The 12,793-nt window shown below is 68.3% G+C and carries 10 protein-coding genes; 4 read left to right on the top strand and 6 right to left on the bottom strand.

All coding sequences use genetic code 11. From position 1 onward, the window contains the following. Positions 1-7: 7 nt before the first annotated feature. The 4 genes from IEX18_RS16680 to IEX18_RS16665 form a co-directional block, all read right to left on the bottom strand. Positions 8-2,395, bottom strand: a complete 2,388-nt coding sequence (locus IEX18_RS16680; RefSeq protein ID WP_188660494.1) for a TonB-dependent receptor — start codon at positions 2,393-2,395, stop codon at positions 8-10. 92 nt (positions 2,396-2,487) lie between these two features. Beyond that, on the bottom strand, positions 2,488-2,859 hold the full coding sequence (locus tag IEX18_RS16675) for a winged helix-turn-helix domain-containing protein (protein WP_188660491.1): 372 nt from the start codon (positions 2,857-2,859) through the stop codon (positions 2,488-2,490). A gap of 105 nt (positions 2,860-2,964) precedes the next feature. Beyond that, positions 2,965-3,204, bottom strand: a complete 240-nt coding sequence (locus IEX18_RS16670) for a hypothetical protein (RefSeq protein ID WP_188660489.1) — start codon at positions 3,202-3,204, stop codon at positions 2,965-2,967. A gap of 141 nt (positions 3,205-3,345) precedes the next feature. Beyond that, positions 3,346-4,596: an arsenic transporter gene (locus tag IEX18_RS16665; protein ID WP_188660485.1), complete on the bottom strand. Its 1,251-nt coding sequence runs from the start codon at positions 4,594-4,596 to the stop codon at positions 3,346-3,348. Between the two features lie 136 nt (positions 4,597-4,732). Here IEX18_RS16665 and IEX18_RS16660 point away from each other — a divergent pair, with 136 nt between their 5' ends. Both IEX18_RS16660 and IEX18_RS16655 read left to right on the top strand, forming a co-directional pair. Further along, positions 4,733-7,348 (top strand): TonB-dependent receptor, encoded by a 2,616-nt coding sequence (locus IEX18_RS16660; RefSeq protein ID WP_188660482.1) that lies wholly within the window; start codon positions 4,733-4,735, stop codon positions 7,346-7,348. Further along, positions 7,348-8,124 (top strand): hypothetical protein, encoded by a 777-nt coding sequence (locus IEX18_RS16655; protein WP_188660478.1) that lies wholly within the window; start codon positions 7,348-7,350, stop codon positions 8,122-8,124. The genes IEX18_RS16660 and IEX18_RS16655 overlap by 1 nt, the downstream gene beginning before the upstream one ends. A 27-nt stretch (positions 8,125-8,151) precedes the next feature. Here IEX18_RS16655 and IEX18_RS16650 read toward each other — a convergent pair whose 3' ends face one another. Both IEX18_RS16650 and IEX18_RS16645 read right to left on the bottom strand, forming a co-directional pair. Continuing rightward, positions 8,152-9,345, bottom strand: coding sequence for an alpha/beta hydrolase (locus IEX18_RS16650; protein ID WP_188660475.1), 1,194 nt, complete (start codon positions 9,343-9,345; stop codon positions 8,152-8,154). A gap of 161 nt (positions 9,346-9,506) precedes the next feature. After that, the gene (locus IEX18_RS16645) at positions 9,507-9,965 is read right to left on the bottom strand and encodes a hypothetical protein (protein WP_188660472.1); all 459 of its coding nucleotides are present in this window, start codon (positions 9,963-9,965) and stop codon (positions 9,507-9,509) included. 271 nt (positions 9,966-10,236) lie between these two features. Here IEX18_RS16645 and IEX18_RS16640 point away from each other — a divergent pair, with 271 nt between their 5' ends. Then, positions 10,237-11,877, top strand: coding sequence for a glycoside hydrolase family 43 protein (locus tag IEX18_RS16640; protein WP_188660471.1), 1,641 nt, complete (start codon positions 10,237-10,239; stop codon positions 11,875-11,877). An 86-nt stretch (positions 11,878-11,963) separates the two neighbouring features. Continuing rightward, positions 11,964-12,644 carry a DUF6445 family protein gene (locus tag IEX18_RS16635; RefSeq protein WP_188660468.1) on the top strand — a complete coding sequence of 227 codons (681 nt, stop codon included), beginning with the start codon at positions 11,964-11,966 and terminating at the stop codon, positions 12,642-12,644. Positions 12,645-12,793 lie beyond the last annotated feature (149 nt).

The following is a 12,793-nucleotide window of genomic DNA, read 5'->3' as shown; positions in this document are numbered from 1 at the left end:
CGCGCCGTCAGATCCGGAACCGGAGCGTTCCGCCGACGGTGCGCGGATCGCTCGGCGTGCCGACGATCAGGCCGGAGTTGCCGGCCTGGATCGTCAGGTTCTGGATATAGTCCGCGTCGAACAGGTTGCGCGCCCAGACCAGCAGCTCCAGCCCGCTGGCGAAGCGATAGCCGATGTTGGCGTTGGTCAGGTTGTAGCCGCGGACATAGGTGAAGCGCGACAGGCCTGGATCGCCGTTGAAGCCGCTGCGCGAGGCGGTGTCGAGATGCAGCGTCAGCGCGCCGGTGCCGACCGGGCGGACATAGTCGAACCCCGCGGTCAGCGCGAAGCGCGGCAGCGAGGCCAGGCGTCGTCCGGTCAGGCTGCATCGCGTGGTGGATGCGGTCTGCACCTCGAGCGGGCACGGCCCGGCGGGATAGTCGCTGTAGCGGCCGTCGCTATAGGCGAAGCCCGAGCGCACGCTCAGCCCCGGCAGCAGAAGTGCGGTGAGATCCGCCTCGATCCCCTTCACCGTCACCCGCGGGATGTTCGACAGATAGCCGCGCAACTGCACCGTCTGGGTCAGCGAATTCTCGACCACCGTCGCCTGGAAGTCGCGGACGCGCGTGTAGAAGCCGTCGATGTTGAGGATCAGCCGCCGGTCGAACACCGTGTTCTTGACGCCGACCTCATAGGTCTCGTTGCGCTCGGGCCGGACCACCGCGGTCGCCAGCACCGGCTGGTTGGCATTGTCGAGCGGCAGGCCCGACATGTTGATCCCGCCCGACTTGAAGCCGCGCGCATAGCTCGCATAGGCCATGCTGCCCTCGCTCAGCTGCCAGGCGATATTGCCCCGGCCCGACAGGCTGCCGTCCCGATCGTGCGCCTCGTAGCCTTGCGGGCGGAGCACGCCGAGGCGCGCGGCGATCAGTGCGGCATTGGTCGTGGCGGGGCCGCCGGACACGGTGGTCGCATAATAGCCATCCTTGTCCTCCTGCGTGTAGCGCAGGCCCAGCGTCGCGGTCAGTCGCGGCAGGAGGCGAAGATTGGCCTCGCCGAAAGCGGCATAGCTGAGGCTACGAAAGTCGGTGCGCCCATCCTGCCCATAGCCGTCGAGCAGGTTGGACGGGACGGGCGTGCTGGCGGTCCCCGTGACGGTGCCGATCAGATAGCGCGCGGCGGCGGGGCCGTAGATGCTGATCGGCCGACCGGTCAGCCGCTGGCGGAAGCCGTAGAGGCCGACGACATAGGAGAGCGGCCCCGTGCCGTTGGAGGCAAGCCGCAGCTCCTGGCTGTACTGGTCTTGGCGCGAGGGGATGTGCTGCGATCGCTGGACGGGAATGCCGGTATAGTCGCGGTCGTTCTCCGCATCCCAGTTCCAGAAGCGCCAGGCCGTGACCGAGGTCAGCGTCGCCGGACCCAGATTCCAGTCGGTGATCGCACTCACCCCGCCCTCGTTCGTGTCGACGCCGAGCGGCCCGTCGATATCGGTCCTGCGATCGTACGGGTCCGTGCTGGCGGGGGCATAGCCGAACTGCGCGGCAAGCCCGGCGGGGCCGCCGAACTGGCGGCCGGCGGCCCGCAGCGAGGTGCCGGTGCGCAGATAGACTTGTGTGCAGCAATAGGCCTGGAAGTTGGTGAAGTCGGCGATCAGCCGCATCTGGATGCTGTCGTCGGGGCGGATCAGCAGCTGCCCGCGCACCGCCTGCGTCCCCAGCGTATTGGCGGCGCGGCCGGTCCGGACATTGTCGAGCACGCCATCGCGCCGCGTCGAGACGCCGGACAGGCGATAGGCGACGGTATCGCTGACCGGTCCCGAGACCCAGCCGCGCGCCTGGACGAAATCGAAATCGCCGTAGGAAAGCTCGGCGAATCCCTCGTGCGTGAAGCTCGGCGCACGGCTGCTGATGTTGAGCGCCCCGGCGGTGGTGTTCTTGCCGAACAGCGTTCCCTGCGGTCCGCGCAGCTCCTCGACCTGCTCGATATCGGCGAAGTCAAAGGCGGCGGTGGCCGGCCGCGCATGATAGACCTGGTCGATATAGACGCCCACCCCGGGCTCCAGTCCGTCATTCGCCTGGCTCACCGCGACCACGCTGGAGCCGAGGCCGCGAATGGTGAAGGCGGTGTTGCGCGGATTGGCCGAGCTGTAGTTGAGCGAGGGGATCAGCGTGGTCAGTCCCTGCGTGTTGATCGTGTAGCTGCGGTCGAGCAGTGCGCCGCCGACCACCGAAAGCGCCGCAGGAACGGTCTGCGCGTCTTCGGACCGGCGGCGGGCAGTGACGATCACTGCTTCCAGCGTGTCGTCGTCGCCGTCCGCGGCGGCCGGCGACGTCGTGCGCTCCTGTGCAGCGGCGGCGGCCGGGCACAGGACCGGCATCACCGCCGCACAGACAAGGACCGCGTACCGCTTCGCCATCGACTACCATCCCTGCATATGGCGGCGGAGGCCGCTCTATATCCGGCGGTATATCGCTGATATATCCGGTCGTATATAGAGTGTGCTGGCAATCAGCCCTGTCCGGCGGGTTCGCTGCGCAAGTTGGCGCGCAGCAGCGCATAGGCAGCGCCATCGAGCGCGGCGGCGGCATCGCGTTCCATGGTCCGATAGGCCTGCAGCACCGCCGCTCCGGTGGCAGTGACCTTCGCGCCCCGTTCGCGGCCCCCGCCCTTGAGCGTCTCGACCAGCGGGGGATCAAAGCAGCGGTTCATCTCGTCCACCAGCACCCAGGCGCGGCGATAGCTCATGCCGAGCGCACGGCCCGCGCCGCTGATCGAGCCTTCGGCGATGATCGCCTCGAGCAGGTCGGCCTTGCCGGGGCCCATGGCGAGCGCGTCGCCGCAGGCGATCTGCACCTTGAGCCAGAGCGGACCGATCTTCATCGCGCTTCCTTCGGATACGACAATCGTCCGATCTCTAGGATCCGATCCCCCGCCGGGGAAGCGGCGCCGGCGTCCGGCCGATCTGGCCGGGCCGTGGCGATCGGCTCACACCGTCTGGCAGAAGAAATCGAAGGGATTGATCAGCGGATAGCGGTCCTGCAGGTCGCTGATCATCCGGCGGACCTGGGCGTCGACATGATCGCTGCCGGCCTCGTAGCGGACGCCCCAGTTGCAGCCGGGCCGGTCGGCGGTGAGATAGAGCGATCCGATGCGCGAGCAGGAGGGGAGACCGAGCTGCTCGTGATCGAGCGCGTCGTCGACAATCTGCTTCGCTACGACCGCCATGACAACTCCCTCGCGACACGGGCGGCTATGCGAGTCGAATGATTAAGAGGCGGTGATCACCGGCCCTGCTATTCGCCGCCCCGGCAACATGGATCAGCTTTGCTGCCCCAAATCGCCCGCCGGCGTCGCAACGCGCCCGCGTCAGCCGATCAGCAGTCGCGTGCCGAGTGCCGCGGCGAGCGCCGGGATCATCGTCAGCGCGCCGACCCTCAGGAACGCCCAGAAGCCGACATCCTCCCCCTCGCGCCGGATCGCCTGGAGCCACAGGATCGTCGCGAGGCTGCCCGTGATCGACAGGTTGGGACCCAGGTCTACGCCGATCAGCAGCGCGTCGATCATGACGCGCGGCGGCTGCGCCTGCGCCACCGCGGTGCTGGCGACGAGACCGGCAGGCAGGTTGTTCATCAGGTTGGATGCAAGGGCCAGGATCGTGCCGGAGGTCGCCGCGCCGCGCAGCGGGTCGGCCGCCAGGCCGCGCAGTCCGGCTGCGACCCAGGCGATCACGCCGGTCCGGTCGAGCGCCTCGACCAGCACGAACAGTCCCGCGACGAGCGGCAGGACGCTCCACGAGATCTGGCGGGCCAGCGCGATCGGCGAATGACGGGTCAGTGCGCAGACGACGGCGGTCGTCGCGATGCCCGCGATCGCCGTCGGGAGGCCGAGCGGGACGTCCAGTGCGGACACGACGATCAGGACCAGCGCCGTCGCGGCGATGCCGAGCAGCGCCGCCCGGCCGCCGCCGCCGAGCGGCACAGGCTCGATATCGACCGCGAGGCTTCCCGCCAGGCGCGCCCGCTCCACCCGGCGCAGCATCAGGAAGGTGACGCCGATCGCCGCGACCGACGGCAGCGCGAAGGATGCGAACCATTGGCCGAGCGGCGGCATCGTCCCGCCGTAGAGGACCAGATTGGCGGGGTTCGAGATCGGCAGCACGAAGCTCGCGGCATTGGCGATCAGCGCGCAGGCGAAGAGCAGCGGCAGCGGCTCCGCCTTCGCCTTGCGCGCGGCGGCGTAGACGGCCGGCGTCAGCACCACCGCCGTCGCATCGTTCGACAGGAAGGTCGTGGTGACGATGCCGGTCGCATAGACCAGCGCGAACAGCCGTTTGGGCGAGCCGGCTGCGCGGTGGGCGGCGGCGGCGGCGACCCAGTCGAACAGCCCCTGTTCGCGCGCGGTCTCGCTGAGCAGCATCATGCCGATCAGGAACAGATAGACGTCGGTGCCCTTGCCGATCGCAGTCAACGCCGCCCCGGGCGGGATCAGGCCGAAGATCAGGAGCAGCGCCGCGCCGGCGAGTGCCCAGACCGCCTCCGGCCATCGGAACGGCCGCGCGATCACCCCCGCGGTCGCCGCCGCGCAGATCCCCCAGGTCGCTCCCGTCAGCATCATCATAGCACCGCGGTAGCAGCCTGCCCGGCCGTCGTCTCGCGCAACCTTGCGGGTCGGCCGTCATCGAACTGACCCTGCGCGGCAATCCCGACGTCATCCGCCCTGCCTAAGCGCGCCGCTCCATCCGGGGGGATCCGCCATGCCTGCCAGTCGTCCGCGCGCCTTCAGCCTTGTTCTTCTCGCGGGCACGATGCTCGCCTCCCCCGCCATGGCGCAGGACGCGGCGGCGCGCGATGCCGTGCCGGGGGTGCAAGACGATACCCCCGCGACCAGCGACATCGTCGTCACCGGGCAGCGCCGCGCCCAGCGCGAGTCGATCGCCGCCAAGCGCGAGGCCTTTGCCGTGGTCGACGCCATCTCGGCGGACGATATCGGCAAGCTGCCCGATCACAACACCGCCGCCGCCCTGCGCCGCATCCCCGGCGTCTCGGTACAGGAGGATCAGGGCGAACCGCGCTTCCCGGTCCTGCGCGGGCTGCAATCGACCTATAACCGCACCACCGTCGACGGCGCGATCGTGTCCGCGGTCGACGAGGGCGGGCGCACCGTGCCGCTCGACATCGTCCCGTCGGTGATGGCCGGCCGGGTCGAGGTGATCAAGACGGTGACACCGGAGAACGACGCCAATGCGATCGGCGGCGTCATCAACATCAAGACCCGCAGCGCCTTCGATGCCGGGCGCCCCTTCTTCAACGCCCTCGCCTCCTATGGCGTCTACGAGCAGCATGGCGGGGTACGGCACGACCAGCCGTCGCTGCGCGCGGCTTTCGCCGCCGGCCGCACCTTCGGCGCCGCCGACGAATGGGGCCTCGTGATCGGCGGCAGCTACGAGCAGCTCGACTACGACATCCCGCAGGTCGAGTCCGCCGCACCCTCGATCCGCGAATATACGGCCGCCGGGGTGCCGGTCGATTCCGGCAGCGGACGCGGCAACGGCATCCAGGTACCCACGCAGGTCCGCCTCTTCTGGTACAACAATTCCAAGAAGCGGTACGGCGGCAATGCCAAGCTCGAATATCGCGTCGGCGACGGCTTCCATTGGGAGCTGAGCGGCATCTACGCGAAGACGCAGGACGACGAGGAGCGAATCGAATTCCGCACCGAGCCGCTCGGCAACGTCAGCAACCAGACCCCCACCACCGGCAGCTTCGCGCGCGGCCGCAACATCGTGCAGCTGAACCAGCCGATCACCAACCGCGAGATCGTGGTCGCGCGAACCGGCTTCGACTGGAAGGCGGGAGAGCGCTGGGCGGTGGACGGTGACGCCATCTATTCGCAGGGGCGGCTCTACACGCCCAACGTCTCCGTCGAATTCCGCACCCGCGATGCGCAGGGCGCCAACTACGCCTTCACCTACGACACCAGCGGCTTCTACCCGCTCTTCATCCCCGCCAACTATGCCGCCAACCGCGATCCGGCCAACTTCTACCTGCAGCAGCAGCGCGACGCCGCGGTGCGCAGCTTCGAGAAGAGCGGCCAGCTGCGGCTCAACGCCGCCTATGACGATGGCGACGCGCTCAAGCTGAAGGTCGGCGGCGTCGCGCGGACGACCCGGCGCAATTTCGCCAACCGGCAGGTCAACTACACCGCCGGCAACGGCTTCACCTACACGCTCGCCGAGGTCGATACGGCCGGTCCGTCGGCGCTGATCCGGGACCGCTATCGGCTCACGCCACGGATCGACGTCGCGCAGGCCATGGCGTTCTTCGACGCCAACCGCAGCCGCTTCGTGACGTCCGTCTCGCCGCCAACCGGCGACTATCGGCTGCGGGAGGATGTCTATGCCGGCTATGTGCAGGGCAGCTACCGGATCGGCACCCTGACGCTGCTGGCCGGGCTGCGCTACGAGCGGACCGAGGTCGAATCGCAGGCGGCGCGGACGCTGCGCGGCGTGCTGAGCCCGGTCGAGAATGGCGGCGGCTACGGCAACTGGCTGCCGGGCGTCCACCTGCGCTGGGACATCATGCCGGACGTGGTCTTCCGCGCCGCCTATACCAACACGATCGGGCGTCCCGACTATGCGTCGCTCGCGGCATCGGAAAACCTGTCCTTCGACGGAAGCCAGCCCACCCTGTCGCGCGGCAATCCCGACCTGCGCCCGCGAAAGAGCCGCGGCGTCGACGGCTCGCTCGAATGGTATCCCCGCGACGGCGTGGTCTCGATCGGCCTGTTCTCGAAGGACATCAGCGACGAGATCTTCACGCTGACCGGGGTCGAGACGCTGGACGTGGGCCGCGGGCCGGAGTCCGTGATCGTCACCACGCCGCGCAACGCCAACGACGCGACGATCCGCGGCGTCGAGCTCAACGTCCAGCAGGCGCTCACCTTCCTGCCCGGCGCGTTGTCGGGCCTGAGCGTCGCGGCGAACGCCACCTTCCTCGACACGCACTTCACCTTCCTGACCAGCGCGGGTCCGCGCGTGACCGGACTGTTCCTTCAGCCGGACACCACCGCCAACGCCACCCTCTTCTACCAGCGCGGCAAATTCGAAGGTCGGGTGTCGTGGAACTATATCGGCGGCTTCCTGGAGACGATCAACGACACCATTCCCAACGCCGACCAGTATTGGAAGGACCGCTCCACCTTCGACGCGAACATCAGCTATCGCCTGACGCCACGCTTCACCATCTATGCCGAGGGGCAGAACCTGTCCGATGCCGGGCGGCGCGAGCTGACCGGGCCGGGCCGCACCTATCTCCAGGAGTCGGCGGAATATGGCCGCACCTTCTGGATCGGTGTAACGGCGAGCTTCTGATGCGCACGCTGCTCCTCCTCGCCGCCGCCGTCGTCGCCGGAACGCCGGCCGAAACCGTCCGCCGCCTGCCCGCGCCCGAGGCGCGGCAGGGCGTCGCGGCGGGGCCGCGCGATCTCTATGCCATCGCCAATTACCGGATCGCCCGCTACGACATGCGGACCGGTGCGCGGCGCGCGGCCTGGGAGGGCGACAAGGGTCGCTTCCCGCACATCAACAGCTGCGCCGTGATCGCGCGCGACCTGGTCTGCGCGGCCTCCAGCTTCCCGGCCGTGCCGCAATGGAGCGCGGTCGAGATCTTCGATCCGGTCACGCTGGCGCATCGCCGCACCGTCGCGCTGGCGGGAGCCCCCGGCTCGCTGACCTGGGTCGACCGGCATGCCGGCGCCTGGTGGGCGATGTTCGCCAATTACGACGGCAAGGGCGGCGAACCCGGCCGCGACCATCGCTACACCATGCTCGTCCGCTACGACGACGACTGGCGCGCCACGCAGAGCTGGCGGCTGCCCGCCTCGATCCTCGAACGGATCGCGCCGATGAGCATTTCGGGCGGCGGCTGGGGCCCGGACGGCCGGCTCTATCTCACCGGCCACGACCGGCCCGAACTCTATGCCGTCACCCTGCCCGCCGGCGGCGCGGTCCTCGACCATGTCGCGACCATACCGATCGAGGCCGCCGGTCAGGCGATCGACTGGGACGAAGCGGCACCCGGCACGCTCTACGGTATCGACCGGGCGGGCGGGCAGATCCTGGAGATGCGCGTGCCGCTGCCGCGCTGACGGCACCGCCCTCCGCCGCAGGCCATCTCAGTCTCGGAACAACATCGGCGCCATGGTCAGCAGGCTCCGCCGCCATGTCTGGAATTCGTGACCGGTGTTCGGCGAGACGTAGAAGGCGCTCTTGATCCCGGCCTTGCTCAGCGCCTCCGCATTGGCACGCGGGTCCTGGCGCGGGGTGCCCGGCGGCCCCATGGCCCGGCCGCCTTCCAATTCGCGGCTGCCGAAGCTGACGAAGGTCAGCCGCACCTTGTCGCGATAGCCCGGCGTCGCGTTGACGTCGTCGAGCGACACCGTCCCGCCGCTCAGCAACCCGATATAGCCGAAGGTGTCGAGATGCTTGGGCGCGATCAGCTTGGTCTCGAAGCCGCCCATCGACAGGCCCGCCATCGCCCGGTGGCGCTGGTCGGCCAGGGTGCGGAAATGCCCGTCGACATAGGGCACCAGCTCGTTGACCATCACCGTCTCGAACGGCTTGATGTCGAAGCTCGCCAGCCCGCCGGGGCTACCCGGGCGGACATCGTTGGTCATGCCATAGGTCATGACGATGATGAACGGCCGCGTCTTTCCGGCCGCGATCAGATTGTCCATGATCAGGTTGGCATGGCCCTGGTTCGACCAGGCGGTCTCATCCTCGCCCCAGCCATGCTGGAGGTAGAGGACCGGATAGCGCTCGCGCGCATTCTTGTCATAGCCGGGCGGCGTGTAGACGAAGGCGCGGCGCTGGCTGCCAGTGCTGGGCGAGGCGAACAGGATCTGCTCGACGCGGCCGTGCGGCACGTCCTTCAGCGCATAGAAGTCGGCATCGTGCGCCGGTATCTCGATCCCGCTTTCCCACCGGGTCGAGCCATAGAAGTTGAGCGTGCCCGGATCGTTGAAGGTCCCGCCGTCGACGGTCAGGTGATAATAGTGAAAGCCCTCGTCGAGCGGACCTTCCGACGTGCCGACCCACGCCCCGTCCGGTGCCTTGGTCAGCACGGTGCCGCCCCGCCCGCCGAGCCCCAGCGTCGCTTTCACCGCCTTGGCCTCGGGCGCGACGATGCGGAAGCGGGCATAGCCCTGCGAGTTGACCTGCGGATATTGCTGGCCCGGCTGGTTGAGCGAGGAAGGCCGGAAGTCTTCGATCACCGCCGGTGCGGCGGGAGGTGCGGGCGGCGCGGTCTGCGCCGTGCCGGGTTGCGCCGAAATCATGGTCGCCAGAACGGCCGCAAGCGTGATCCGCATCGCCTATCCTCCCCTGTCCGCACGGGCCGGATCCGATGCCGGCCGTGTCGTATTAGCGCTATCATGCCAAGATTGCGGAGAGACGACAAGCGCTTAGTCGGACGAGACGATCCGCCGTTCATTGGTCGTCGCGCCGCTCCCTGACCGCGGCGGGCGATACCCTAGCGAAGTCGCTTGAGCACCACCCCTCGTGCGCCGCCGATATCCGCCAGATAGCTGCCGAACGTCCCCTTCCGGATATGGACCGGCTGGCCGACCCGGGGCGCGGGCGCGCCGGCATCGTAGCTCTGCCAGACGCTGCGATCGGCGAGCACGAGCATCCACCGGCCCTGACCGGACGGCTGGACGCTGCCGACCGTCGACACGACCTCGCGCGCCGTCGCCGGGCGAGCCGGCCGGGCCGGGTTGCGGGACGTCTCCTGGGCCGTCTCGACACCGCGCGTCCGCGCCGCGGCCAGATAGCGGTCGAAACAGGCGAGCCGCTCGGCCGCACCCCCGATCTCGCCACAGGCGACCAGATCCCGGGGCACCGACGCGCTCCAGGCCGCGCTTGCCGTCATCAGCGCCGCCGCAACGACCGCGTCCCCGAGCCACCGACCGGTGGAAGTGCCTAGTGTCATCCTCACGTCCTCGCCCTTCCCGCATCCACGATTGTCGACACGGCCAATCCTAGCGCGCGACGAAGCCGAAGAAGCCCGGAGATGCAACATCTTAGCACGGATTTCCGGCCGCGCGCACGATCCCTCGCCTCGTCGACATGCCCGGCAGCAACCTGGACCCGACTTTTTCCTCCGTACGGTAGCGATCTTGCGCCACTTTAAATTTACCGGTAACACATAGTCGGTCACCGAGCCTCAAACGGGCGGGACATCGTACGGGAGAGCGCTGGTCATGGCCTGGAAGTCGATGCTGGCCCTGTCGGCCCTCGCAATCGGGACTGCGGCGCTCGCGGGAGAACCGCACTTCGAGCGGTTTACTTATTCCGGCCAATCGCAGGAGCGGGTCGCCGTCGGGCCGGGCGAATATCGCAACCCGATTCTGAGCGGCTATTATCCCGACCCGTTGGTCGTCCGGGTGGGCGAGGACTATTACCTCGCCAATTCCAGCTTCATCAGCTTTCCCGGGATCCCCGTCTGGCATTCCCGCGACCTCGTCCACTGGCGCCAGATCGGCAACGCCATCGATCGCCCCACCCAGTTGAGCTTTCTCGACCGGACAACCGCCACCGGGGTGTTTGCGCCCGACATCTCCTATCACGACGGCCTCTTCTACATCGTCAACACATGCGTCGACTGCGGCGGCAACTTCGTCATCACGGCCAAGGACCCGGCCGGCCCCTGGTCGGACCCGATCTGGCTGCCGTTCGACGGCATCGACCCCTCGATCTATTGGGAGGGCGACCGGGCCTATATCGTCAACAATCGGATGCCCGCCCAGCCGGCGCGCTATAACGGGCATCGTGCGATCTGGGTGCAGGAGTTCGACTGGCGCACCGGCACGATGCGCGGCGAGAGCACCGAACTGGTGGATGGCGGCACCGATCTGGCGAAGAAGCCGATCTGGGTCGAAGGGCCGCATCTGTTCCGCCGCGGCGACTATTATTACCTGATGGCGGCCGAGGGCGGCACCGAAGTGAACCATAGCGAGGTGATCTTCCGTGCGAAAAGCCTTCGCGGGCCGTTCACGCCCTGGGCGGGCAATCCGATCCTGACCCAGCGCGATCTCGACCCCGCCCGGCCAGACCCGGTCACCTCGACCGGCCACGCCAAGCTGGTCCAGACCCAGAACGGCGAATGGTGGGCGACCTTTCTGGGCGTGCGGCCCTATGCCGGCAACAGCTTCAACATCGGCCGCGAGACCTTCCTGCTGCCGGTCACCTGGCAGGACGACTGGCCGGTGATCCTGCCGCACGGCAAGCGGGTGCCGTTCGCGGTGGCCGCCCCGCGCCTTCCAGCCGGCCACGCCCCGGATGCGCCGACCACCGGCGACTTTTCGTATCAGGAGGACTTCGACGGCAGCACGCTGGGTCCGGCCTGGACAGGTATCCGCATCCCCCGTCAGCCCTTTTGGCGACTGGCGGGCGGGGACCTCATCCTGGGGCGCGGCGCGAAGCTCGGCGTGCAGCTTGGAACGCCGTCGTTCATCGGCCGTCGGCAGCAGCATCATGTCGTGACGGTCAGCACCACGCTGCGTTTCACGCCCGAACACGAAGAGGATCGCGCCGGGCTGGCTGCCTATCAGAGCGATCGCAATTATGCCTTTGTCGGCATCGCACGCGAAGCCGGCACGCCGGTCGTCGCCCTCTACATCAGCCAGGGCGGCACCGAGCGGCTCGTGGCCTCCCGCCCCCATCATGGGCCAGCCCCCCTCACGCTCACCATGCGGCAGAACGGCGGAACCCTATCCTTCGCCTATTCCGAGAACGGTCAGGAGACGGTCCTCGCGTCCGGCATCGACGCGCGCTTCCTCAGCACCGAGGCTGCCGGCGGATTCGTCGGGACGATCATCGGGCCCTATGCCTTCTATGATTGACGCCCGGCACACGTCGTGACGCCGCAACGCCCGATGCGCATGGCTCCGCGACCGAACGAACTCCTGCCCCTTTCGGCCTCGCGCCGATGACCCATCGACCGGCGATCTGTCACGCCCGCATCGGCACCGAACGCCAGCCGCTCGTCACGATCGACACCTTCTCCGCCGATCCGGAACCGCTGCGCGCCGCGGCCATCGCCACCCCCTTCCACCCGGCGGATCATCACTATCCCGGCATCCGGGGCCCCCTGCCCGACGGCTATATGCCCGGCGCCCTGCCCGTGATCGCGCGCGCCCTCGGCCGTGCCTTCAGAACGATCCGCCGCATCGCGGTCATCGACGCGAGCTTCTCCATCGTCACGACGCCCGCGGCGGCGCTGTCGGTGCAGCAACGTCTGCCGCATGTCGACGGCTATGGGGAGGATCGGGTCGCCCTGATCCACTATCTCTCTCCGGACGACACGAGCGGCACCGCCTTTTTCCGCCATCGCGCCACCGGCTTCGAGTCCATCGGAACCGAGCGCGCCGAAACCTATCAGAGCCGCCTCCAGGCGGAACTCGATTCGCCATCCTTTCGGGGCTCTGGCTACATCAATGGCGATACGGATCTGTTCGACTGCATCGACCGCATCGATGCGCGCTACAATCGGGCGCTGCTCTACCGATCGACGTCGCTGCACAGCGGCGCGATCGCAGCCGATGCCATTCTGTCCGCCGACCCGGCGCGGGGACGCCTGACGGTGACCGCATTCCTCTCCATCGCGTGATTCCCGAGACCGGCTCGCCGACTGGCCGACCGACCGAACGCGCTGAAATTCTTGGGGCCCGATTTCGAAGGCCATTTACAAGGTCTGATGGTTGATGTTACCGGTAATCTCAGTCGTTGCGAGAATGCCTGCGCGCACCGTCTCCTGGG

Origin of the sequence: Sphingomonas metalli (assembly GCF_014641735.1) — a bacterium.
GTDB classification, from domain to species: Bacteria; Pseudomonadota; Alphaproteobacteria; order Sphingomonadales; family Sphingomonadaceae; genus Sphingomonas; species Sphingomonas metalli.
Note: the sequence above shows the minus strand (reverse complement) of the source record. Positions and strands in the feature narration are given on the sequence as shown.

Excerpts from the sequence above, each read along its gene's own strand:
- IEX18_RS16645 (WP_188660472.1), bottom strand. The coding sequence starts at position 9,965 with ATGACACTAGGCACTTCCACCGGTCGGTGGCTCGGGGACGCGGTCGTT.
- IEX18_RS16670 (WP_188660489.1), bottom strand. The coding sequence starts at position 3,204 with ATGGCGGTCGTAGCGAAGCAGATTGTCGACGACGCGCTCGATCACGAG.
- IEX18_RS16680 (WP_188660494.1), bottom strand. The coding sequence starts at position 2,395 with ATGGCGAAGCGGTACGCGGTCCTTGTCTGTGCGGCGGTGATGCCGGTC.
- IEX18_RS16635 (WP_188660468.1), top strand. The coding sequence starts at position 11,964 with ATGACCCATCGACCGGCGATCTGTCACGCCCGCATCGGCACCGAACGC.
- IEX18_RS16675 (WP_188660491.1), bottom strand. The coding sequence starts at position 2,859 with ATGAAGATCGGTCCGCTCTGGCTCAAGGTGCAGATCGCCTGCGGCGAC.
- IEX18_RS16640 (WP_188660471.1), top strand. The coding sequence starts at position 10,237 with ATGGCCTGGAAGTCGATGCTGGCCCTGTCGGCCCTCGCAATCGGGACT.
- IEX18_RS16655 (WP_188660478.1), top strand. The coding sequence starts at position 7,348 with ATGCGCACGCTGCTCCTCCTCGCCGCCGCCGTCGTCGCCGGAACGCCG.
- IEX18_RS16665 (WP_188660485.1), bottom strand. The coding sequence starts at position 4,596 with ATGATGATGCTGACGGGAGCGACCTGGGGGATCTGCGCGGCGGCGACC.
- IEX18_RS16650 (WP_188660475.1), bottom strand. The coding sequence starts at position 9,345 with ATGCGGATCACGCTTGCGGCCGTTCTGGCGACCATGATTTCGGCGCAA.
- IEX18_RS16660 (WP_188660482.1), top strand. The coding sequence starts at position 4,733 with ATGCCTGCCAGTCGTCCGCGCGCCTTCAGCCTTGTTCTTCTCGCGGGC.